Genomic DNA, 20,642 nt, shown 5'->3' on the forward strand with positions numbered 1-20,642 from the left:
GCTACTTCCTTAACGTGGCGTTCAACCTTTGTTCGAGCGAGGTGAGGATTGTTTGAGTCGTGGCATTCACCTCATCGTCATTAAGAGTGCGCGATGGATGCTGCCAGGTCAAGCCAACAGCCAGGCTTTTTCTATGAGGATCAATGCCTTTACCCTGGTAGACGTCAAACAGCCTGAGGTCCGTGAGCCATTCCCCTGCATTCTCGCGAATGACCGCGAGCACTGCGCTGGCAGCCACATCACGATCGGCCAGCAGTGCCAGGTCGCGGCGCACTTCGGGGAAGCGCGACAACTCCTGGAACTTCGGCAGACGGCCTTCGGACACCTGCGCAAGCACCAGCTCGAAAACGAAGACAGCGCGATCCAGACCCAGCGACTTCACCAGTTCCGGGTGCAATGCGCCCAGATAACCGACCAGCTGACCCTCGCGCTCGATACGCGCGGTCTGGCCTGGATGCAGAGCAGGATGCTGCCCCGGAACGAAGGTGAAGGCATCCAGCGCACCGGCGAAGCCAAGCACGGCTTCCACGTCGGCCTTGACGTCGAAGAAGTCCACCGTCTCGCGACCCTGCGCCCAGCCTTCGGGCAGACGACTGCCGCAGACCACGCCAGCCAGCATGGGCTCTTGCTTCAAGCCATCGAGCTGACCGACGAAACGCAGGCCGCTCTCGAACAGGCGTACGCGATCCTGCTGGCGATTGAGGTTGTGCTGCAGAGCCTTGACCAGGCCTGGCCACAGCGACGAGCGCATGGCCGCCATGTCGGCCGAGATCGGGTTGGCCAGCAGCAGCGGCTCGACGCCGGGGCTGAACAGTTCGAACAGCTTGGGATCGATGAAGCTGTAGGTGATAGCCTCCTGGTAACCACGTGCAACCAACAGGCGGCGCAGGGCCGGCAAGTCGGAACGTGCCTCCGGGGCGGCCTGTGGCGCCAGCCGCGCTTGCGGGTAGCGCACGGGCAGGCGGTTGTAGCCATAGAGCCGTGCCAGCTCTTCGATCAGATCGACTTCCAGGCTGATATCGAAGCGATGGCTCGGCACCTCCACGGACCACTGCCCTTCCCCGCTGGCCGTGACACCCAGGCCCAAGCCGGTCAGCAACCCTTCAATTTCGCTGGCGCCCATTTCCAGGCCCAGCATCTGGCTGACCCGATCGGCTCGCAAGGTGATCGGCGCAATCTGCGGAAGATGCTCCTGGCTGACGTGTTCGACGATCGGACCCGGTTCGCCGCCGGCGATTTCCAGCAACAGTGCGGTCGCACGCTCCATGGCTTCACGGGCCAGATTCGAATCGACACCGCGCTCGAAACGGTGCGACGCATCGGTGTGCAGCCCGTACGAGCGGGCCTTGCCGGCCACCGAGATCGGTTCGAAAAACGCCGCCTCAAGGAACACGTCGCGGGTCTTGGCGGTCACGCCGCTGTTCTCGCCACCCATCACGCCAGCGATGCCCAGCAGGCGCGCGTGGTCGGCAATGACCAGCGTGTCGCCGCGCAGTGCTACTTCCTGACCGTCGAGCAGGGTGATCTTCTCGCCCTCCTCGGCCATGCGCACGCGGATGCCGCCGTCGATTTCGGCAAGGTCGTAGGCATGCATCGGCTGGCCCAGCTCGATCATCACGTAGTTGGTGATATCTACCGCGGCATCGATACTGCGCACTTCGCTGCGACGCAGACGCTCGACCATCCATAACGGAGTGGCCCTGGACAGGTCGACGTTGCGCACCACTCGGCCGAGGAAGCGCGGACAGGCGGCAGGCGCCAACACGTCCACTGGCAGCACGTCGTCGCTGACCGGGGCTACCGCAGCGATGACCGGACGGGTCACTGGGGCTGCATACAGCGCGCCCACTTCCCGCGCCAGGCCTGCCAGCGACAGGCAGTCGCCGCGGTTGGGCGTCAGGTCGACCTCGATGCTGGCATCGTCCAAGCCCAGGTACACCCGGAAATCCTCACCCGCAGGGGCATCGGCCGGCAGCTCCATCAGGCCGTCGTTGCCCTCGCCGACCTGCAGCTCGGACTGCGAGCAGAGCATGCCGTTGGACTCGACGCCGCGCAGCTTGGCTTTCTTGATCTTGAAATCGCCTGGCAACTGGGCGCCGATCTTGGCGAACGGAATCTTCAGGCCGGGGCGCACGTTTGGCGCACCGCAAACCACCTGAAAGGTTTCGCTGCCATCGCTGACCTGACACACACGCAGTTTGTCGGCGTCCGGGTGCTGCTCGGTGGCAAGCACTTCACCCACCACCACGCCGCTGAACTCACCTGCGGCCAGGGTCACACTGTCCACTTCCAGACCTGCCATCGACAGACGCGCAACCAGCTCGTCTCGCGAGGCCTGCGGGCTTACCCAGCCGCGCAGCCATTGTTCACTGAATTTCATCCTGCTCTCCTGAAAGATTCGTTACGGCTAGCGAAATTGCGCGAGGAACCGCAAGTCGTTGTCGAAGAACAGGCGCAAGTCGTTTACGCCGTAACGCAGCATGGCCAGACGTTCTGCGCCCATGCCGAAAGCAAAACCCTGGAACTCTTCGGGGTCGATACCCGACATGCGCAGCACGTTCGGGTGCACCATGCCGCAGCCCAGCACTTCCAGCCAGCCGGTCTGCTTGCAGACCCGGCAGCCCTTGCCGCTGCACATCACGCATTGGATATCGACTTCAGCCGAAGGCTCGGTGAAGGGGAAGAACGAGGGCCGGAAACGTACTGCCAGCTCTTTTTCGAAGAACACCCGCAGGAATTCCTCGATGGTGCCTTTCAGGTCCGCGAAATTGATGTCGCGGTCGATCAGCAACCCCTCGACCTGATGAAACATCGGCGAGTGGGTGATATCCGAGTCGCAGCGATAGACCCGTCCCGGGCAGACGACCCGGATCGGCGGCTGTTGCGACTCCATGGTCCGCGCCTGCACCGGTGAGGTGTGGGTACGCAGCAACATGTTGGCATTGAAATAGAAGGTGTCATGCATCGCACGGGCCGGGTGATGGCCTGGGATGTTGAGCGCTTCGAAGTTGTGGTAGTCGTCTTCCACCTCGGGGCCTTCGGCGATGCCGTAGCCTATGTGGGTGAAAAACTGCTCGATACGCTCCAGCGTCCGGGTAACCGGATGCAGGCCGCCAGTGGTCTGGCCACGGCCAGGCAAGGTGACGTCGATCTGCTCGGCGGCGAGCTTGGCGCTCAGTTCGGCTTCTTCGAATGCCGTCTTGCGCGCATTGAGGACATCTGTGACACGTTCCTTGGCTTCGTTGATCAGCGCGCCCACCTTGGGCCGCTCATCTGCAGGCATGTTGCCCAAGGTCTTCATCACCTGGGTCAGTTCGCCTTTCTTGCCAAGGAATTGAACCCGGATCTGCTCCAGGGCATTGATGTCTTCAGCGTGTTGCACGGCCTCCAAAGCTTGAGAGACCAGCGCATCCAGGTTTTCCATGTACAGACTCCAGATACGAAATAGGGGAAGAGCTTGAAGGCTCTTCCCCTATTCATGACGTTTAACACCCAAGCCCGCCGACGGCAGGCTGGAGTGATTGTCGGGGTACTTAGGCCAGCGAGGCTTTAGCTTTCTCGACAATCGCAGCAAACGCCGCTTTTTCGTTCACTGCCAGATCAGCCAGAACCTTACGGTCGATCTCGATGGACGCTTTCTTCAGGCCAGCAATGAAACGGCTGTAGGACAGACCGTTTACACGAGCACCGGCGTTGATACGAGCGATCCACAGGGCGCGGAACTGACGTTTTTTCTGACGACGGTCACGGTAGGCGTATTGGCCTGCCTTGATTACCGCTTGCTTGGCAACACGGAATACGCGCGAACGAGCGCCGTAGTAGCCTTTAGCCAGTTTCAGAATTTTCTTGTGACGCTTACGGGCAATGACGCCACGCTTAACACGAGCCATGAGTTAGTCCTCTATCTTTGACCGAAATTAACGAAGGCGCAGCATGCGCTCGACTTTTGCCACGTCAGACGGATGCAGCAAGCTGCTACCGCGCAGTTGACGCTTACGCTTGGTCGACATTTTGGTCAGGATGTGGCTCTTGAAAGCGTGCTTGTGCTTGATGCCGTTAGCGGTTTTCAAGAACCGCTTAGCTGCACCACTTTTGGTTTTCATCTTTGGCATGTTCGGGTACTCCACATTCAATTGATAAACATAACCGCAAGGCCTGCCGTGCCCTGGTGGTTACTTCTTTTTCTTGGGGGCGATGACCATGATCAGCTGGCGTCCTTCCATCTTCGGATGCTGTTCTACGGAACCGTATTCGAGCAGGTCACCTTCGACCCGCTTCAACAGCTCCATACCCAGCTCCTGATGCGCCATCTCACGGCCGCGGAATCGCAAGGATACCTTGGCCCTGTCCCCATCACTCAGGAAACGTACCAGGTTGCGGAGTTTTACCTGGTAATCCCCTTCTTCCGTCCCTGGACGAAACTTGATTTCTTTAACCTGAATCTGTTTCTGGTTCTTCTTCGCTGCGGCAACCTGCTTCTTCTTCTCGAAGATCGATTTGCCGTAGTCCATCACCCGGCATACGGGCGGGATGGCGTCAGCGGAGATTTCCACCAGATCCAGCTTCGATTCTTCAGCGATACGAAGCGCTTCATCGATAGAGACGATGCCAATCTGCTCGCCGTCAGCGCCAATTAACCGAACCTCGCGTGCCGAGATATTCTCGTTGATCGGGGCTTTCGGTGCAGCTCGTTTATCTTGTCTCATTTCACGCTTAATAATAATTACTCCGAATCTGGGCGACCACGCCGGGAAACCGCTTGTGCAAGGTACTCGGTGAATTGCGCGATGGGCATGGAGCCCAGGTCAGCGCCTTCACGGGTACGCACAGCGACAGTTTGCGTTTCAACTTCCTTGTCCCCGATGACCAGGAGATAAGGAACCTTGAGCAAAGTATGCTCACGGATTTTAAAGCCGATCTTTTCATTTCTCAAGTCGGACTTGGCACGAAACCCGCTTTCCGTCAGATTTTTTTCGACAAGCTGTACAAAATCGGCTTGTTTATCAGTGATATTCATCACCACTGCCTGTGTCGGCGCCAGCCAGGCCGGGAACGCGCCCTCGTAGTGCTCGATCAGGATCCCGACGAATCGCTCGAACGAACCCAGGATCGCCCGGTGCAACATCACGGGATGCTTGCGACCGTTGTCTTCGGTGACGTATTCGGCGCCCAGGCGGATCGGCAGGTTGAAATCGAGCTGCAGTGTACCGCATTGCCAGACGCGACCCAGACAATCCTTCAACGAGAATTCGATCTTGGGGCCGTAGAAGGCGCCCTCGCCCGGCTGCAGATCGTAGGGAAGCCCGGCCGCGTCGAGTGCCGCAGCCAGGGCTGACTCGGCGCGATCCCACAGCTCGTCGGAACCGACACGCTTTTCAGGACGCGTCGACAGCTTGAGCTGGATGTCCTTGAAGCCGAAGTCGGCGTAGACGTCCATGGTCAGCTTGATGAAGGCCGCCGACTCGGACTGCATCTGCTCTTCGGTGCAGAAGATGTGCGCATCGTCCTGCACGAAGCCACGCACGCGCATGATGCCGTGCAGCGCGCCCGAAGGCTCGTTGCGATGGCAGGCACCGAACTCGGCCAGGCGCAGCGGCAACTCGCGGTAGCTTTTCAAGCCCTGGTTGAACACCTGCACATGGCACGGGCAGTTCATCGGCTTGATGGCGTAGTCGCGGTTTTCCGACTCGGTGGTGAACATGTTCTCGGCGTAGTTGGCCCAGTGCCCTGATTTCTCCCAGAGGCTGCGATCGACCACCTGGGGCGTCTTGATTTCCAGGTAGCCGTTCTGCTGCTGGATCTTGCGCATGTACTGCTCGAGCACCTGGTACACGGTCCAGCCGTTGGGGTGCCAGAAGACCATGCCCGGAGCTTCTTCCTGGAGATGGAACAGGCCCAGGCGCTTGCCGATCTTGCGGTGATCGCGCTTCTCGGCTTCCTCGATGCGCTTGACGTAGGCCGCCAGTTGCTTCTTGTCGGCCCACGCGGTGCCATAGACGCGCTGCAGCTGCTCGTTCTTGGCATCGCCGCGCCAGTAGGCACCCGACAGCTTGGTGAGCTTGAAGGATTTCAGGAAACGCGTGTTCGGCACGTGCGGACCACGGCACATGTCGACGTATTCTTCGTGATAGTACAGGCCCATGGCCTGTTCATCCGGCATGTCTTCGACCAGACGCAGCTTGTAGTCTTCACCGCGAGCGGTGAACACGTCGATGACTTCGGCACGCGGCGTGACCTTCTTGACCACGTCGTATTCGGTGTCGATCAGCTGCTGCATGCGCTGCTCGATCGCCCCCATGTCGTCTGGCGTGAAAGGCCGCTCGTAGGCGATGTCGTAGTAGAAGCCTTCTTCGATGACCGGACCGATCACCATGCGGGCAGTGGGGTACAGCTGCTTGACCGCATGGCCGACGAGGTGGGCGCAGGAGTGACGGATGATCTCCAGCCCCTCTTCGTCCTTTGGCGTGATGATCTGCAAGGTGGCGTCGGCAGTGATCAGGTCACAGGCATCGACCAGCTGGCCGTTGACCTTGCCGGCAACGGTGGCCTTGGCCAGACCGGCGCCGATGGACGCGGCGACCTCGGCGACGGAAACCGGGTGATCGAACGAACGCTGACTGCCGTCGGGAAGAGTAATGGTGGGCATGGCGCCTCCTCTCCTAGTGGTGACCCCTACCAAAGGTCACATGGGTTGGGATGAGCCAGTACGCGATTCGCCCGGTATGCCCGCCTTACATTGGCAGGAGCCTTGCGGCCGACCGGAGCACGAACCAGAGTGACTGGAGCAATCGAAAAAGGTGAATCCCGCGCCTCGGCGCCTACTCAAGGCAGTGCCGAACGCAGGGCCGAACATCCTAGCACAGAAGATGCGTCGACTTGCTGCGTCATATGCACGATACGGCAACTGGGCCCGTCGCTGAACTTGCTGCCCTCTTCACCCCTCAGATGACATGAGTCAAAACCGCCTGAGAACAAGGAGCTATTCATTATGGGTCTCAAACGACTTCTTCCCCTGAGTGCCTGCCTGGCCCTGGTGCTTCCATTCGCGGCCCAGGCTGCCGCGCTGTCCGCCGATGCCAAGGCCGAATATACCGCGCAGTGCCAGGCCGCAGCCGTGCAGCAAGGCGTGGACGCCGCCAAGGCGCAGGCGCACTGCAGCTGTGGCGCGAAAGTGATCGAGGAGAAATTCAGCAAGGCCGAGATCGACCAGCTCACCAACAAGCAGGTCGAACCGCCAATGGCGCTGCGCCAGAAGCTGATGAAGGAAGTGCTGGTTTGCAATAACCAGTAGCGCTTTCAGCAGCACCGCAGGACGGCCCCGAGAGACGCCAACGGCGCTACTGGGGGTCGACGGCTGCGGTCAATCGAATCAAGTGCGACTTGATGCGGTTTTTTTTTAAAACATTTTTCAGCTGCAAACCTCAATGAAATAAGGGGCTTAGCAGTTTTGGACAGGCCAATTTGCGACAACTTTGGTTCTTGCGCCAATCAAAGGGGGTTCACAGTCCAGGTTTTGGACTATGATAGGCCCCGTGTGCCCAGTTGGCCTGAGCAGCACAGCACTACTGAATATTATGTTTCTTGGAGATTCACCATGTCTAATCGCCAGACCGGCACCGTAAAATGGTTCAACGATGAGAAAGGCTTCGGCTTCATCACTCCTTCAGGTGGCGGTGACGACCTGTTCGTACACTTCAAAGCTATCGAATCCGACGGTTTCAAAAGCCTGAAAGAAGGCCAGACCGTTTCGTTCGTGGCTGAGAAAGGCCAAAAGGGCATGCAAGCTGCTCAAGTTCGCCCAGAGTAATCTCGGCAACTGAAAAAAACCCGTCCATGTGACGGGTTTTTTTTCGCCTGCGATTCGTGTCGAGTGCGACGATTACTCAGCCACAGTTGACACGGGTGATCTGGCCGCTGTCATCGGCGTTGAGGTTGAGACGGTCGGAACGGTATTCCAGGGTCACCATGTCGTGCGGGCGCAGGACGCGGGCGACCTGTGCGCCTGCCTTGACCCTCGCCTGCTCGAGCAGGTCTGCGGAAACCGGCTTGCCAACGGTGTAGCGTGCGCCGTCGGCGTTGCAGCGCCCATCGAATGCAGGGGCGGCAGCGGCAGACTGTCCGGTCGAGGTTCCGGATGTAGAACAGCCAGTTACAGCCAGGGCTGCCATCAGGATCAACAAGGTCTTGCGCGGGAAAGGCATGCAGCCTCCTCTTTTCAGTGGGTTTTTCTGGTAGGTAAGGTTGTGCGACCGCCTCTGGCCGATTTGGTTGCACATTGGCCTAGTCTGCCCGAGCGCATCGTTACGCGGTGTCAGAGAAATCGTCACTGGATGTGTGTCTGCGGATCAGTACAAGTCAATGTAGTCGGATAGGGGCATGGGCCAGTGTGTCTGCAGGGCCGTGTGGATCTGCTTCACCCAGGTGGCGTCGGATGCCGCAGCAGCGCCAACGTAACCGGATCCGGCGGCCCAGGTTTCCAGACGGAAGCACAGGCCCTGGATATCCGTGCCGCCGACCGCCTCGGTGGAGAGGAAGGCGATGCCGTCGCGGGTCACGCGCAGCTGGGTATGGATGGCCGGATTGCCCGAGGCGATCAGCGCACGGACCGCATCCAGGGTGAGTGAATCGTTTTGCTTGAGATCGATGTGCACATGAGCCTCCATGGCGAAGATTTGACCAAAGTTTGACACGCGCCCTGCCATCTGCCCAAGGGCCGGTGTAAAGCGCTGGCGAAAATGCTTTACTTGGCCACGTGGAGCGAACGTCGTTCGCTCGTGACCGTTGGCGAGAGCAACATGGCAAACGTATCAATCAAGGCGGACATCAAGGTCCAGTGGCCTCAGGGCCAGAGCTCCTTCAGCCCCGGTACGCCCGAGGAGCTGGCGATCATCGGCGTCGACGTGCTGGTCAAGGCATTGGGCACCGATGCGGCGCGCAGCTTCGTCATGCAGGTGTTCGAGCGTTACGCCCACGAACACGTGGCAGCGACGGGCAATACCGTGGCACATCCCTTGAAGAACATGCCCACGCCATAGCCCATGATGCACCGGCGCTTCGGCCGGTCAGGGCAGACGCTGCAGACGTTGGGTCAGCAGATCGAAAAAGCCCTGTGCATTCCCCTCGTTCACCCAGAACACGTTGGCCGGCTGCTCGAGCGTACCGTACCAGTCGGCCACGGTCTGGCCGAAGCTCGGGCCTTCCCGGCTGTCGATGGTCAGGTTGACCTTGCGCCCGCTGAACAGCTCTGGCGCCAGCAGATAGGCAATCACGCTGGCATCGTGAACCGGGCCGCCGGGCAGTCCGTAGTGCTCCATGTCGGCCTTGACGTACGCCTGCAGGATATCCACCACCCGCGGCCCGGCCTTGTTCTGCAAGGCAGCCAACTGCTGCAGGCGCGCCGGGCTGGTCAGAACCTTGTGAGTGACATCCAGTGGCACGTAGGTGAGCTTGACGCCGCTGGCCAGTACCACCTGGGCGGCGTGAGGGTCTGCGAACAGGTTGAACTCGGCCACCGGGGTGATATTGCCGCCATTGAAGTGCGCGCCCCCCATGACGATCACTTCCTTGATGCCCTGGGTGATGCCGGGCGCCTGGATCAGTGCCAGCGCCAGGTTGGTCTGTGGCCCCAACATTGCCAGGGTGATGCTGTGGGGTTCGGCATTGCTCAGGGTGTCGATCAAATACTGCACCGCGTTGCCCTGGGCCAGCCCTTTGCTCGGCTCATGCACGGCGATACCAGGCACGCCCTCCTCGCCATGCACGTTGGCGGCATAGATCGGTTCGCGGACCAGCGGCTTGGGGGCACCGGCATAGACCGGCACATCTTCGCGACCCGCCCACTCACGGGCCAGGCGTGCGTTTCGCGAGGTCTTGTCGAGGCGCACGTTGCCGGCCACGGTCGTGAGGGCGCGGACGTTGATCTCCTCGGGCGAAGCCAGGGCCAGCAGCAAGGCGACGACATCGTCGGCGCCGGGGTCGGTGTCGATGATCAGATCGATCTTGTCGGCCGCCGTGGCGGCAGCGCTGGTCAGCAGGGCCATCAATGAAAATCCTCGAAGCAGGGTCAGCAGGGAACGTTGCATGTTGCACTCCTTGTGCTCAGTGGTAAGTCTAGAAAGTGACGCCCGCCAACAGGGCGATATTGCTGTAGGGCTGGCATTCGCCAGTGCGCACGATGGCGCGAGCGTTCCGCGACAGCTCCTTGAACCGCGCATGGCTGACCGACTGGCGCACACCGAGGGCGCCCTGCTCGTGCAATTGCTGGATTCGCGCCAACGCCGGCGGCAGCACCTGCAGCATCTCCTCGGCGATCACGTGGCTTTCCACCTGCATTTCGCTGAGCAGCACGTCCAGCGTGCTGATGAAGCTGGGAATGCCTGGCGTCAAGGCCAGATCGATCAAGGGCACGCCCGGTGGTACCGGCAAACCGGCATCGCCGATCACGACGATATCGCCATGGCCCAGGGACGCAACCAGTTGCGAAAGCGATATGTTCAACAAGGCGGTCTTTTTCACGATGCAACCTGCTCTACTTGCGCCAGGGTCGGGATGGAAGGCTGGGCGCCGGCGCGGGTGACTGACAGTGCAGCGGCGGCCTGGCCGAACGCAATGGCCTGTGACTCGTCCAGGCCTCTGGCCAGCGCCGCGGCAAAGCCACCGACGAACGTATCGCCAGCCGCCGTGGTATCCACCGCCTGCACCTTGCGTCCAGGATAATGCCGGGGCTGCGCGCCGTCGGCAAACAGCAGGCCCTGCTCACCCAGGGTGATGAGCACCTTGCCGGCGCCGGCCTGGCGCAGAACACTGGCCGCCTGCTCGGCCTCGGCCACCGAGCTGACGCTCAGGCCGGTGAGCGCCTGAGTTTCGGTTTCGTTGGGGATCAAATAATCGACCCAGCCCAGCCATTGCTGCGGTAACGGCCCGCTGACCGGCGCCGGATTGAGAATGACCGTCTTGCCAGCCTGGTGAGCGCGCTGCAAGGCGAAAGCCACCACCGCATGAGGAATTTCCAGCTGGCACACCACCACATCGGCGGCCAGCAGCAGGCGGTCGAAACGCTCGATGTCGGCGCATTCGAGCTGGCCATTGCCGCCCGCCACGATGACGATCGCATTCTGGCTGTTGGCATCGACCACGATCATCGCGATCCCGGTCGCTACCGCTTCAGCCACCCGTACGCCCTGGCAGTCGATGCCTTCATCGGCCAACGCCTGGCGCAGCGCCTGGCCATAGGCGTCGGCGCCGACGCAGCCGATCATCGCCACTTGCCCGCCCAGCCGCGCGGCAGCGACCGCCTGGTTGGCGCCCTTGCCGCCCGGCACGGTCGCGAAGGACTGGCCCAGCAGGGTTTCTCCCGCCTGCGGCAAACGCTCGGCCTGTGCCACCAGGTCCATGTTCAGACTGCCTATTACCAATACGTTTGCTTGCATCATCTACCACTCTCAGCGCAATTCATGGGAAAGACCGGCGTATCGCGCCGTGGACTCGCGCACCACGATCTGTGGCGCGATGATGTGTTGCGTGGCGGCTGTGCCGGCCGCTCCGGCGATGCGCGCCAGAAGCCGCTCGGCAGCCACTTCACCCAACTCGCCGATGCGCTGGCCGACGGTGGTCAGGGCCGGGTACACATAGCGGCTGAGCTGGATATCGTCGAAACCGATGACCGACAGCTGTTCGGGCACGCGGACGCCACGCTCGGCGGCCGCGCGCAGCACGCCCAGGCCGATCATGTCGTTGGCCGCAAAGATCGCCGTGGGCACCGGCCCCGCGAGCAGCTCGACCGCTGCACGGTAGCCACCCGGACTGGTGAAATCGCTGTGCAGGACATGCTCGGGCGCGGGCTGCACGGCGTACTCGGCGAGCGCACGACGATAGCCGTCCAGGCGCAGCTGCGCCACGTGGGTATGTTGCGGGCCACTGATGCAGGCGATGGCGCGATGGCCCAGTTCGAGCAGATGCCGGGTGGCCAGGTAGCCACCCTGTTCGTGATCGATGCACACCAGGTCGGCTGCCACCTGCTGCAGGCCGCGGTCGACGATAACCATGGGCGTGCGCACCGCCGCGAGCATGTCGGTCAGCGCGGCATCGCCACCCACCGAGGCGAATACGATACCGTCGACGCGCTTCTCCAGCAGCACGCGCAGGTAGTTGCGCTGCTTCTGCGGGTCGTCGTCGCAGTTGCAGAGGATCACGCAGTAGCCGTTGCGCTCGCAGCAGTCTTCGATACCACGCGCCAGCTCGGCGAAATACGGGTTGACGCTGTTGGGCACCAACAAGCCGATGGTCGCTGTGCTGCGCGCTTTCAAGGAGCGCGCCACCGCACTGGGAACGTAGTTGAGCTCGGCGATCGCCGACTCGACCTTGCGCCGCACGTGCGCGCTGACCGGCCGGCTGTTGTTCACGACGTGCGAGACGGTGGTGTAGGAGATACCGGCTCGCGCCGCCACGTCCTTGATGGTCGCCATGCTAGCCCCGCTTGCGTGCGCGTTGGCTGCGGTAGGTGTCGAGCACCACGGCGATGACGATCACCGCGCCGGTGATGATACGCTTGGTCGGCTCGGTTGCGCCGATCTGCGCCAGGCCGGCCGCCAGCACGGAAATGATCAGCACGCCAAAGAAGGTGCTGATGACCGAGCCGCGCCCGCCCATCAGGCTGGTGCCGCCGATCACCACGGCGGCGATCACCTGCAGTTCCAGGCCAGCACCGGCATTCGGGTCGGCCGCCTCCAGCCGGGATATCTGGAACAGCGCGGCCACGCCCGCCAGCAGGCCCATGAGGGAGAACACCAGCACCTTGTAGGGCTTGGGGTTGATGCCGGCCAGGCGCACGGCTTCTTCGTTGGTACCGATGCCGATCAGGTAGCGGCCAAACACGGTGCGAGTCAGGGTCAGGTGGGCAATGGCGATGACGCCGAGGGCGATCAGGAACGAGGGCGCGATGCCGAACGCTACCGGGTCGGACAGCCAGGCGAAGGCATCGCCGATATAAGCGGTGCGCGAATCGGTCATCTGGTAGGCAACCCCGCGGGCCATTTCCAGCACACCCAGGGAGACGATGAACGAAGGAATCCGCCAGGCCACGGTGATCGAGCCGGTGATGGTGCCGGCGAGCGCTGCGCAACCCATGCCGAGCAGGGCTGCGGGCAATACGCTCCAGCCCCAGCCGAGGATCGCGACACTGACCGCCGAGGCCGCCAGCGCCAGCACCGAACCCACCGACAGGTCGATGCCGCCGATGATCAGCACAAAGGTCATGCCGACGGCCAGCACCATGAGGTCGGGGATCTGGTTGGCGATGGTGCTGAACGTGCTGTACGAAAGGAAATGGCTGCTGAGCAGGGAGAACAGGACGATCATGGCCAGCAATGCGCCAGCCAGACCCAGATAGGTGCCGAGGCCCAGGTAAGTGCCGCCGGTTTTTGCGCCGGGAGTATCTTTGGGCAGTGTCGAAGTTTTCATGCAGGGGTCCTTGCTGCAGGCTCGGCCAGCAGCGCATCGCGTTTTTGATAACCGGCGAACGCGGCTGCCAGCAGTTCATCCTGGCTCCAGTGTTCGCGCTCGAAGGTGTCGATCAGTCGGCCGGCCGAGAGCACCGCGATACGATCGCAGATCAGCATCAGCTCGCGCAGGTCGCTGGACACCACCACCAGCGCCTTGCCCTGGCGGGTGAGCTCGCCCAGCAGGGCATAGATGTCGAATTTGGCGCCCACGTCGATGCCACGGGTGGGCTCGTCGAACAGCAGCACGTTGCAGTCACGCTCCAGCCAGCGGCCGATCACCACCTTCTGCTGATTGCCGCCGGAAAGCTCGGCCACCGTCTGCGCCGGGCTGGAACTGCGAATGCGCATGGCCTCGATCTGGCGCTGGGCCAAGGCTCGCTCGGCCTTGTTGTCGACGATGCCGGCCGCGGAAATGGCCGGCATGTTGCCCAGGGCGATATTGGCGCTGATCGACTGCGACAGCAGCAGGCCCTCGCCCTTGCGGTCTTCGGTGATCAGGGCGATACCATGAGCAACGGCGTCGGCCGGGCTGCGAATGCTCACCGGTTTGGGTGGTTGACCGATCGCAACGGTACCGGCATCGCTGGTATCGGCGCCGAAGATCAGCCGCAGCAGCTCGGTACGCCCAGCCCCGATCAATCCGGAAATACCGAAAATTTCACCCTGGCGCACCTCGAAGGACACGTCCTTGACCTTGTCGCCACGGGTCATGCCCTGCACCTTGAACATCGGCGCGCCGATGCGTCGCTCGCCCAGGTCGATACGCTCGCCCAGTTCGCGCCCGACCATGAGGTTCACCAGCTGTTCGCTGTCGTAGCGCGCCATCGGTTCGACGCACACCAGGCGTCCGTCGCGCAGCACGGCGATGCGTTGTGCGACCTGCGCCAGTTCTTCCAGCCGGTGGGAAATGTAGATGATCGACACCCCGCGTTCGCGCAGCCGCAGGATCTGCGCGAACAGCATGTCGACCTCGCGTGCGGTGAGCATGGCGGTAGGTTCGTCGAGCACCAGCACCTGACAGTCGCCGATCAGGTTGCGGGCGATTTCGACCATCTGCTGATGGCCGATGCCAAGGTCGCTGACCAGGGTATCCGGGTCGATGGCATCCAGGCCCACCTGCGCCATGGCCTGGCGGGCCTGTTCGCGCAGGCGGCGACGGTCGATCCAGCCAGCACGGCTGGGCAGATCATGGAGGAACAGGTTTTCCGCGACGGTCAGGGTAGGCAACAGGTTGAGTTCCTGCATGACCATGCGCACCCCGCCGCGCTCGGCTGCGGTGCGACTGCCCGGCAGCCATGGCTGGCCCTGGAACTGCATCTGGCCGGTGGTGGGTGCTTCCAGGCCACCGATTATCTTCGACAGCGTGCTTTTGCCCGCGCCGTTCTCGCCGGTCAAGGCCAGCACTTCGCCGCGGTGCAACTCAAGGTCGATGTCCCACAGCACCGGCTGGGCATAGGTCTTGCCGATGCCACTTACCGACAGCACAACGTTGGATGTCATAGGTTTCTCCAGGCACACCTGCGGGCGACAGGCCGGCACTGGCCAGACCTGCCGCGAGGTGCACTGCATCAAGGCTTGGTGACGAGCTCGACCGGGGTCTGGATGACACCGTTGGCGTCGACGTCGAGCTTGTCGCCCTTGACCAGGGCCAAGGCGTTCTGGATGCCGAACACTGCCTGGCGGGCGGCGAACTGGTCGGCCGTGGCCAGTATGCGGCCGTCCTTGAGCATCGGCTTGATGGCATTGATGTTGTCGTAGCCGACCACCTGGACCTTGCCCGCCTTGCCGGCGGCGCGCACTGCAGACACTGCGCCCAGCGCCATGCTGTCGTTGCCGGCCAGCAGCGCCTTGAGGTCCGGGTACTCGTTGAGCATGGCCGAAGCGACGGCATTGCCCTTGTCGATTTCCCAGTTACCCGACTGCACCGAGACGATGTTCATCTGCGCCGCTTGCATGGCGTCCTTGAAACCGGCAGTGCGCATCTGCGCGTTGGTGGTGGTCGGTACGCCTTCGATGATGCCGACCTGGTCGCCGGCGCTCAGGCGCGTAGCCAGGTAGTCACCCACCAGCTTGGCGCCCTTGCGGTTGTCGGGGCCCACGAACGGCACCTGGATTCCTTTGCTCTTAAGCACCCCGGCATCGAGCTGGTTGTCGATATTGACGACCTTGATGCCTGCATCCATGGCTTTCTTGATGATGGGTACCAGTGCCTTGGAGTCCGCCGGAGCAATGACCAGCGCGTCGACCTTGGCGACGATCATCTGCTCGACGATACGGATCTGGTTGGCAGTGTCGGACTCGTCCTTGATGCCGTTGGACACCAGATCGAAATCGGCAGCGTGCTCTTTCTGGTAACTTTTGGCGCCGTCTTCCATGGTCAGGAAGAATTCGTTGGCCAGGGACTTCATGACCAGCGCGACCTTGGGCTTCTGGGTATCGGCGAAAGAGGATTGCAACGGGGCGATGGCGCCGATGGCAGCCATCAGGGAGACAGCGAGCAGGCGTCCGGCGAAGGGCAGCTTCATGGGTTTACTCCGATCTTATGATTGTTATCGAGCGCAGCTTGCGGAAACCCGCAAACGTTTGCGTGACAGGAACTATGGTCAGGGATCGGAGAATTGTCAATCGGTGCCGAGGGCTGTAGCACGGGTCATCACAGCGCCCACTCGAGGCGGGCCGAAACACGGCAGGTCACAACAGCGGGAAACCTATCCCTGATTCCTGTTTATCGGTACTGCCATGACTGACGCTGCTGCTCACACCATCCATGCTGCAACCCCTGCCCTGCGCTGCTTCGACGGCCGGGCGCGGGTGCTGCGCGAGATTGCCTACCACCGCGACCAAGCGGGTCCTGCGCAGGCCCGCATCACCCGCTACGGCCATGACGCCAGCGGGCAATTGATCAGCAGTATCGATCCGCGCCTTCACGCGGCCCAGGCCGAGCGTCCCGAAGTGGCCGCCAACCTGGTACAGGTGCGCAGCTTGAGCGGTCGATGCCTGTACACCCGCAGTGTCGATGCCGGTAACACGCGAACGCTGTACGACGCCTGTGGCCGCGAGGCGATGACATGGCTGGCGAACGGTGTCGAGCAGACGCGCTGCTACGAACCTGCGGCGCTGCCCGGTCGGCTGCTGTCGATCCGGGAACGCTCTGCCCAACGTGCCTTTCGCACCGCCGAGCGCTGGCAATGGGCGGGCGTTGACGCAGAGGCCAAAGCGTTCAACCTGGCCGGCCATTGCCAGACACGTTTCGACAGCGCCGGCAGACACGTCGTGCAAGCGCGCAGCCTGCTCGGTGCAATCGCCGGCGAGACCCTGCAACTGCTAGCTGGCCACACCGAATGCGACTGGGCGCAGGATGATGCCCAAGGCGAGGCGCGGTGCCTGGAATCGCAAAGCCTGACCAGTACGGTGAGCTTCGATGCCTGCTGCGCAATCATCGCAAGCGAGGATGCCAGGGGCCATCGGCAACGCCATGGCCATGACCGTTGCGGGCAGTACCGGGCCAGTTGGGTCACTCGCAATGGCGGCTTGGAGACGCCGGTGGTGCTGGACGTGACCTACACAGCCGGGGGGGCAGAAAGAAGTCGAGCGGCATGCCAACGGTGTCGTCATCACCCATACCTATGCAGCCGACACCCAAAGCCTGGTCGGCATGCGTACCCAGCGCGCCAGCGACCGCCAGACCTTGCAGGACCTGCGCTACCGCTATGACCCGACCGGTCGAATGACTCAGGTGCGTAACCAAGCGGAGCAGACACGCTTCTGGCGCAATCAGAAAATCGATCCGCAGCAGGACTACCGTTACGACTCGCTGTCGCAGTTGATCCTGGCCAGCGGCCGGCAGATGGCTGCACTCGGCCAGATGAGCAGCAGCCTGCCATCTGCACTCCCCATCGATACCCACGCCCATGCGCTGTACCAGCGTCGCTACGCGTACGACGAGGCCGGCAACCTGCAGAGCATTCGGCACACCGTGCCAGCCACTGATTCCGGCTACACGGTCAGGCTGACGACCTCGGCGTGCAGCAACCGGGCGGTGTTGAGCAGCGTGTGCGATGACCCTGCACTGGTCGACCGCCAGTTCGATACCGCCGGGCAACAACGCGGGCTGGACGGCTCACAATCTGTCGCCTGGAACAGTCGCATGCAGCTGGCCAGCGTGACTCGCGCCGGGGCCGGCACCGAGCACTACCTCTACGGCCAGCAGCACCAGCGACTGCGCAAGACCCACGCGCAGGGAAGCACTTGCTACCTGCCGGGGCTGGAGTTGCGCCAGCATGACGGCCAGACCCTGCATTGCCTCAAGGTAGCCGAACATATTCGCCTGTTGCACTGGCCAGACGGCAGTCCCGAGGGACTGGCCAACGATCAGTTGCGCTACAGCTACACCGACCTGCTGGGCAGTCATGGCCTGGAACTCGACGGCGACGGTCAAGTCATCAGCCGCGAGGAATTCTTTCCGTTCGGCGCCACCTCGGTCTGGGCCTGCCGCCACCAGGTCGAAGCGAGCTACAAGACCGTCCGTTACTCGGGCAAGGAACGCGACGACACCGGGCTCTACTACTATGGCTACCGCTACTATCAGCCCTGGGCCGGACGCTGGCTGAGCGCCGATCCGGCGGGGACGGTGGATGGGCTCAATCTGTATGCCATGGTGCGCAACTCGCCGTCGTCTGCAGTGGATGACGATGGCCGGATGATGCGTGCCTTGTTCAAGGGCGGCGTCGGCGCAGCGGGTATTGGCTACGAGGCGTACAAGTACCACGAACGTCAGTCGCAAGCGCCAGCGCAGCCAGCTGCTGCTCCAACCAGCACCTCGATGGGCGACCAGCGGGCGGACAACGCCATGGGCAAAGTTCAGCGCATGAAGGACCAATTCAGCCCGGGGCAGCAGATTCTGAACAGTGCCAAGGGCCGTGCGCAGACGGCAGATCACCTCGCGCATGGGCAAGTGCCGGGCGTCGGTGCAGTGCTCAAGGGTGCTGAAAGCGTTGGCACCGTGGTCGAGTTCAGCCAGACCGGCGATCTCTCGCAGATCAACAAAGCACCTCTGGCGGGGGCTATTGCCACGGATGCGGTGAACGGCGTTGCGCACAGCATCAAGGCCACTATCAAAAACACCCAGAAAGCCGTGCAAGGCACTGCCGAGCTGGCAACCCTGTCCGAAACCAAGGCCGAGGAACTGCAAGCGTCACTGCACGACCTGCAGGAGCTGACGCAAGACAAGCTGATCACCGGCCTGTCGTTCGGCGCTACGGTCAAGGCAGGCCTGGACGGCGCTGCTACGGTGGTGCCACATCCAGTAGCGAAGTTCGGACTCAAGGTGTTGTCGACGGCGTGGACCGTGACCGGTGTGGTGCATGGCGCGGAGGAGCTTGGAGAGATTGCCAAGACTCATGAGGATCTGCTTGCGAGCAAGACCGGTGAAAACCTCATGGGGCAGATGAAGACAGTCAATGCGTCGAATCGCACGGGCATCATGGACCGCGTCAAGCAGAGTTATGGTCTCTCGGGCAATCCATAACGCCAGCTCGCCGCCTGTGCCAGTAGCCACTGGCCGCGACGTTTTGCCACTCAACTAACGCTCTGCCTGGCAGTCACAGCTGAAGCGGTTACATTTTGTAGCCATTTCATGGGCGCAAGCCCGGCGAGGCCTGATGAGCTTTATTTTGTGGATGGCCGTTCTTGGCGTCCTGCTGTTGATGCTGGCGCTGACGGCGTCTTACTTGCGCTGGCTGCCGGTGACGACCTCTGCGGTGTGCCTGGCATTCGGCGTGGCCATCGGTCCCATGGGGCTGGGTCTGTTCACCACCGATTTCAAGGACACCGCCTCGTGGCTCGAGCGCCTGGCGGAGGCTGCCGTGCTGTTCTCGCTGTTCAGCACCGGGATCAAGCTGCGACTTGGCCTGGGGCGCAGCGCGTGGCGAGCGGCCTATATGCTGTCGGGTCCGGTCATGCTGGTGTCGATTCTGGGCGTGTGCCTGGTGGCGCACTACGGCCTGGGCTTGTCCTGGGGCGTGAGTACCTTGCTCGGGGCCATGCTGGCGCCGACCGATCCGGTGCTGGCATCCATGGTCCAGGTGAATAGCGCGCAGGACTTCGACCGTGTGCGCTTCGGGCTGTCGGGTGAGGCCGGGCTCAACGACGGTACGGCCTTTCCCTTCGTGATCCTCAGCCTGCTGATGCTGCACCATGGCAGCCTGGACAGCCACTGGCTGGGCCAGTGGGCCTTGGAGAATCTGCTGTGGGGCGTGCCGGTCGGGCTCTTGGTCGGTTACGGGATGGGCCGGGCCATCGGTCACCTGATGATCTACCTGCGCGTGCGCAATGCCGACAGTACCAACTCGCCCAACGACTTTCTGGCGTTGGCGCTGATTGCCCTGTCGTACTTTGGCGCCGCATCCCTGGGCGCTTTCGGATTTCTCGCAGTGTTCGCGGCCGGCCTGGGGCTGCGTCAGGCAGAAGTGCGTACGTCGAGATCCGAGGTGCCTTCGGAGCATCTGGCCAAGCCGGTCGTGGGGCACCGCGACCTGGCGCCCGAGGAAGGTACCGTCACCCATCCCAAGGATCTGGAGGACGGGCAATTGGCCGCTGGGGTGATGATGGGTGACATCCTGGTGTTCGGCAATCTGGTGGAACGGTCCATGGAAGTGCTGCTGATCACCATTCTGGGGGCAACGCTGTCTGCCTACTGGGACTGGCGTGCGGTCGGCCTGGCGGCGGCACTGTTCTGCGTGATCCGCCCGCTGAGCGTATGGCTGCTGGTCAGCCGCCGCCTGCTCGATGGTCATCAGCGGGCGTTGCTGGGCTGGTTCGGCATCCGCGGGATTGGCTCGATCTACTACCTGTGCTACGCCCTGGCTCACGAACTGCCGGAGTCGGTCGAGCAGGTGTGCATCAGCCTGACGTTGTCGGTGGTGGCCTTGAGCATTCTGGTGCATGGCATCAGCACCCAGCCATTGCTGGAGCATTACGAACGTCGGCGGAAATCCGTCTAGCGGTGGTTGAGGTGGATCAGGGGCTCCGCGGTGCTGCCGGACGCGGCTTGCGCCGCTGCTACAGGGAGTGCGAACACCTGCCATACCGTTGGCGCAAGCCGCGTCGACGGTGTATGCGATGTATCTGAATGGATGCAGTGAC

General features: G+C 62.3%; 21 protein-coding genes. 6 read left to right on the forward strand and 15 right to left on the reverse strand.

What is annotated here, in order from left to right; translation table 11 throughout:
- Window position 1 precedes the first annotated feature (1 nt).
- From pheT to thrS, 6 genes are all read right to left on the reverse strand, one after another.
- Entirely contained in the window at window positions 2–2,380 is a 2,379-nt protein-coding gene (gene pheT / locus H7993_RS05135) for a phenylalanine--tRNA ligase subunit beta (protein WP_185793686.1), read from the reverse strand.
- A gap of 27 nt (window positions 2,381–2,407) precedes the next feature.
- A complete protein-coding gene (pheS, locus tag H7993_RS05140; RefSeq protein WP_122478722.1) occupies window positions 2,408–3,424 on the reverse strand; it encodes a phenylalanine--tRNA ligase subunit alpha in 1,017 nt (338 codons plus the stop codon).
- A gap of 109 nt (window positions 3,425–3,533) precedes the next feature.
- Window positions 3,534–3,890, reverse strand: a complete 357-nt coding sequence (gene rplT, locus H7993_RS05145; RefSeq protein WP_043188388.1) for a 50S ribosomal protein L20 — start codon at window positions 3,888–3,890, stop codon at window positions 3,534–3,536.
- A 27-nt stretch (window positions 3,891–3,917) separates the two neighbouring features.
- Window positions 3,918–4,112: a 50S ribosomal protein L35 gene (rpmI, locus tag H7993_RS05150; protein WP_002553160.1), complete on the reverse strand. Its 195-nt coding sequence runs from the start codon at window positions 4,110–4,112 to the stop codon at window positions 3,918–3,920.
- 60 nt (window positions 4,113–4,172) lie between these two features.
- The gene (gene infC / locus H7993_RS05155) at window positions 4,173–4,724 is read right to left on the reverse strand and encodes a translation initiation factor IF-3 (protein WP_172979313.1); all 552 of its coding nucleotides are present in this window, start codon (window positions 4,722–4,724) and stop codon (window positions 4,173–4,175) included.
- Window positions 4,724–6,646: a threonine--tRNA ligase gene (gene thrS, locus H7993_RS05160; protein WP_185793687.1), complete on the reverse strand. Its 1,923-nt coding sequence runs from the start codon at window positions 6,644–6,646 to the stop codon at window positions 4,724–4,726. Before thrS ends, infC begins: the two co-directional genes overlap by 1 nt.
- 342 nt (window positions 6,647–6,988) lie before the next feature.
- Between thrS and H7993_RS05165 the strand changes: the two genes are divergently transcribed.
- Both H7993_RS05165 and H7993_RS05170 read left to right on the forward strand, forming a co-directional pair.
- On the forward strand, window positions 6,989–7,291 hold the full coding sequence (locus tag H7993_RS05165; RefSeq protein WP_122478725.1) for a hypothetical protein: 303 nt from the start codon (window positions 6,989–6,991) through the stop codon (window positions 7,289–7,291).
- 303 nt (window positions 7,292–7,594) lie between these two features.
- Window positions 7,595–7,807: a cold-shock protein gene (locus tag H7993_RS05170; protein WP_122478726.1), complete on the forward strand. Its 213-nt coding sequence runs from the start codon at window positions 7,595–7,597 to the stop codon at window positions 7,805–7,807.
- 76 nt (window positions 7,808–7,883) lie between these two features.
- Here H7993_RS05170 and H7993_RS05175 read toward each other — a convergent pair whose 3' ends face one another.
- Together H7993_RS05175 and H7993_RS05180 are read right to left on the reverse strand one after the other, a co-directional pair.
- Entirely contained in the window at window positions 7,884–8,201 is a 318-nt protein-coding gene (locus H7993_RS05175; protein WP_122478728.1) for an I78 family peptidase inhibitor, read from the reverse strand.
- Window positions 8,202–8,345: 144 nt separating this feature from the next.
- Window positions 8,346–8,651, reverse strand: coding sequence for a hypothetical protein (locus tag H7993_RS05180; protein ID WP_185794181.1), 306 nt, complete (start codon window positions 8,649–8,651; stop codon window positions 8,346–8,348).
- A gap of 144 nt (window positions 8,652–8,795) precedes the next feature.
- Between H7993_RS05180 and H7993_RS05185 the strand changes: the two genes are divergently transcribed.
- Complete coding sequence (locus H7993_RS05185; protein WP_185793688.1) at window positions 8,796–9,035, forward strand: hypothetical protein; 240 nt, start codon at window positions 8,796–8,798, stop codon at window positions 9,033–9,035.
- A gap of 27 nt (window positions 9,036–9,062) precedes the next feature.
- Here the strand turns inward: H7993_RS05185 and H7993_RS05190 are convergent, their stop codons facing one another.
- The 7 genes from H7993_RS05190 to H7993_RS05220 form a co-directional block, all read right to left on the reverse strand.
- Window positions 9,063–10,082: a nucleoside hydrolase gene (locus H7993_RS05190; RefSeq protein WP_122478732.1), complete on the reverse strand. Its 1,020-nt coding sequence runs from the start codon at window positions 10,080–10,082 to the stop codon at window positions 9,063–9,065.
- A gap of 28 nt (window positions 10,083–10,110) precedes the next feature.
- The gene (gene rbsD / locus H7993_RS05195; protein ID WP_122478734.1) at window positions 10,111–10,515 is read right to left on the reverse strand and encodes a D-ribose pyranase; all 405 of its coding nucleotides are present in this window, start codon (window positions 10,513–10,515) and stop codon (window positions 10,111–10,113) included.
- A complete protein-coding gene (gene rbsK / locus H7993_RS05200) occupies window positions 10,512–11,429 on the reverse strand; it encodes a ribokinase (RefSeq protein ID WP_185794182.1) in 918 nt (305 codons plus the stop codon). The genes rbsD and rbsK overlap by 4 nt, the downstream gene beginning before the upstream one ends.
- A gap of 12 nt (window positions 11,430–11,441) precedes the next feature.
- Window positions 11,442–12,464: a LacI family DNA-binding transcriptional regulator gene (locus H7993_RS05205; protein ID WP_185793689.1), complete on the reverse strand. Its 1,023-nt coding sequence runs from the start codon at window positions 12,462–12,464 to the stop codon at window positions 11,442–11,444.
- A 1-nt stretch (window position 12,465) separates the two neighbouring features.
- Window positions 12,466–13,458 (reverse strand): ABC transporter permease, encoded by a 993-nt coding sequence (locus H7993_RS05210; protein WP_185793690.1) that lies wholly within the window; start codon window positions 13,456–13,458, stop codon window positions 12,466–12,468.
- A complete protein-coding gene (locus H7993_RS05215) occupies window positions 13,455–14,999 on the reverse strand; it encodes a sugar ABC transporter ATP-binding protein (protein ID WP_185793691.1) in 1,545 nt (514 codons plus the stop codon). Before H7993_RS05215 ends, H7993_RS05210 begins: the two co-directional genes overlap by 4 nt.
- A gap of 68 nt (window positions 15,000–15,067) precedes the next feature.
- Complete coding sequence (locus tag H7993_RS05220; RefSeq protein ID WP_122478742.1) at window positions 15,068–16,024, reverse strand: sugar ABC transporter substrate-binding protein; 957 nt, start codon at window positions 16,022–16,024, stop codon at window positions 15,068–15,070.
- Window positions 16,025–16,238: 214 nt separating this feature from the next.
- On the opposite strand from H7993_RS05220, the gene H7993_RS05225 reads away from it, so the two are divergent.
- From H7993_RS05225 to H7993_RS05235, 3 genes are all read left to right on the forward strand, one after another.
- Window positions 16,239–17,213, forward strand: coding sequence for a hypothetical protein (locus H7993_RS05225; protein ID WP_185793692.1), 975 nt, complete (start codon window positions 16,239–16,241; stop codon window positions 17,211–17,213).
- The gene (locus H7993_RS05230) at window positions 17,155–19,026 is read left to right on the forward strand and encodes an RHS repeat domain-containing protein (RefSeq protein ID WP_185793693.1); all 1,872 of its coding nucleotides are present in this window, start codon (window positions 17,155–17,157) and stop codon (window positions 19,024–19,026) included. The genes H7993_RS05225 and H7993_RS05230 overlap by 59 nt, the downstream gene beginning before the upstream one ends.
- 133 nt (window positions 19,027–19,159) lie before the next feature.
- Window positions 19,160–20,500: a cation:proton antiporter gene (locus tag H7993_RS05235; RefSeq protein ID WP_185793694.1), complete on the forward strand. Its 1,341-nt coding sequence runs from the start codon at window positions 19,160–19,162 to the stop codon at window positions 20,498–20,500.
- Window positions 20,501–20,642 lie beyond the last annotated feature (142 nt).

The sequence above is a fragment of the Pseudomonas baltica genome (assembly GCF_014235765.1).
GTDB lineage: Bacteria > Pseudomonadota > Gammaproteobacteria > Pseudomonadales > Pseudomonadaceae > Aquipseudomonas > Aquipseudomonas baltica.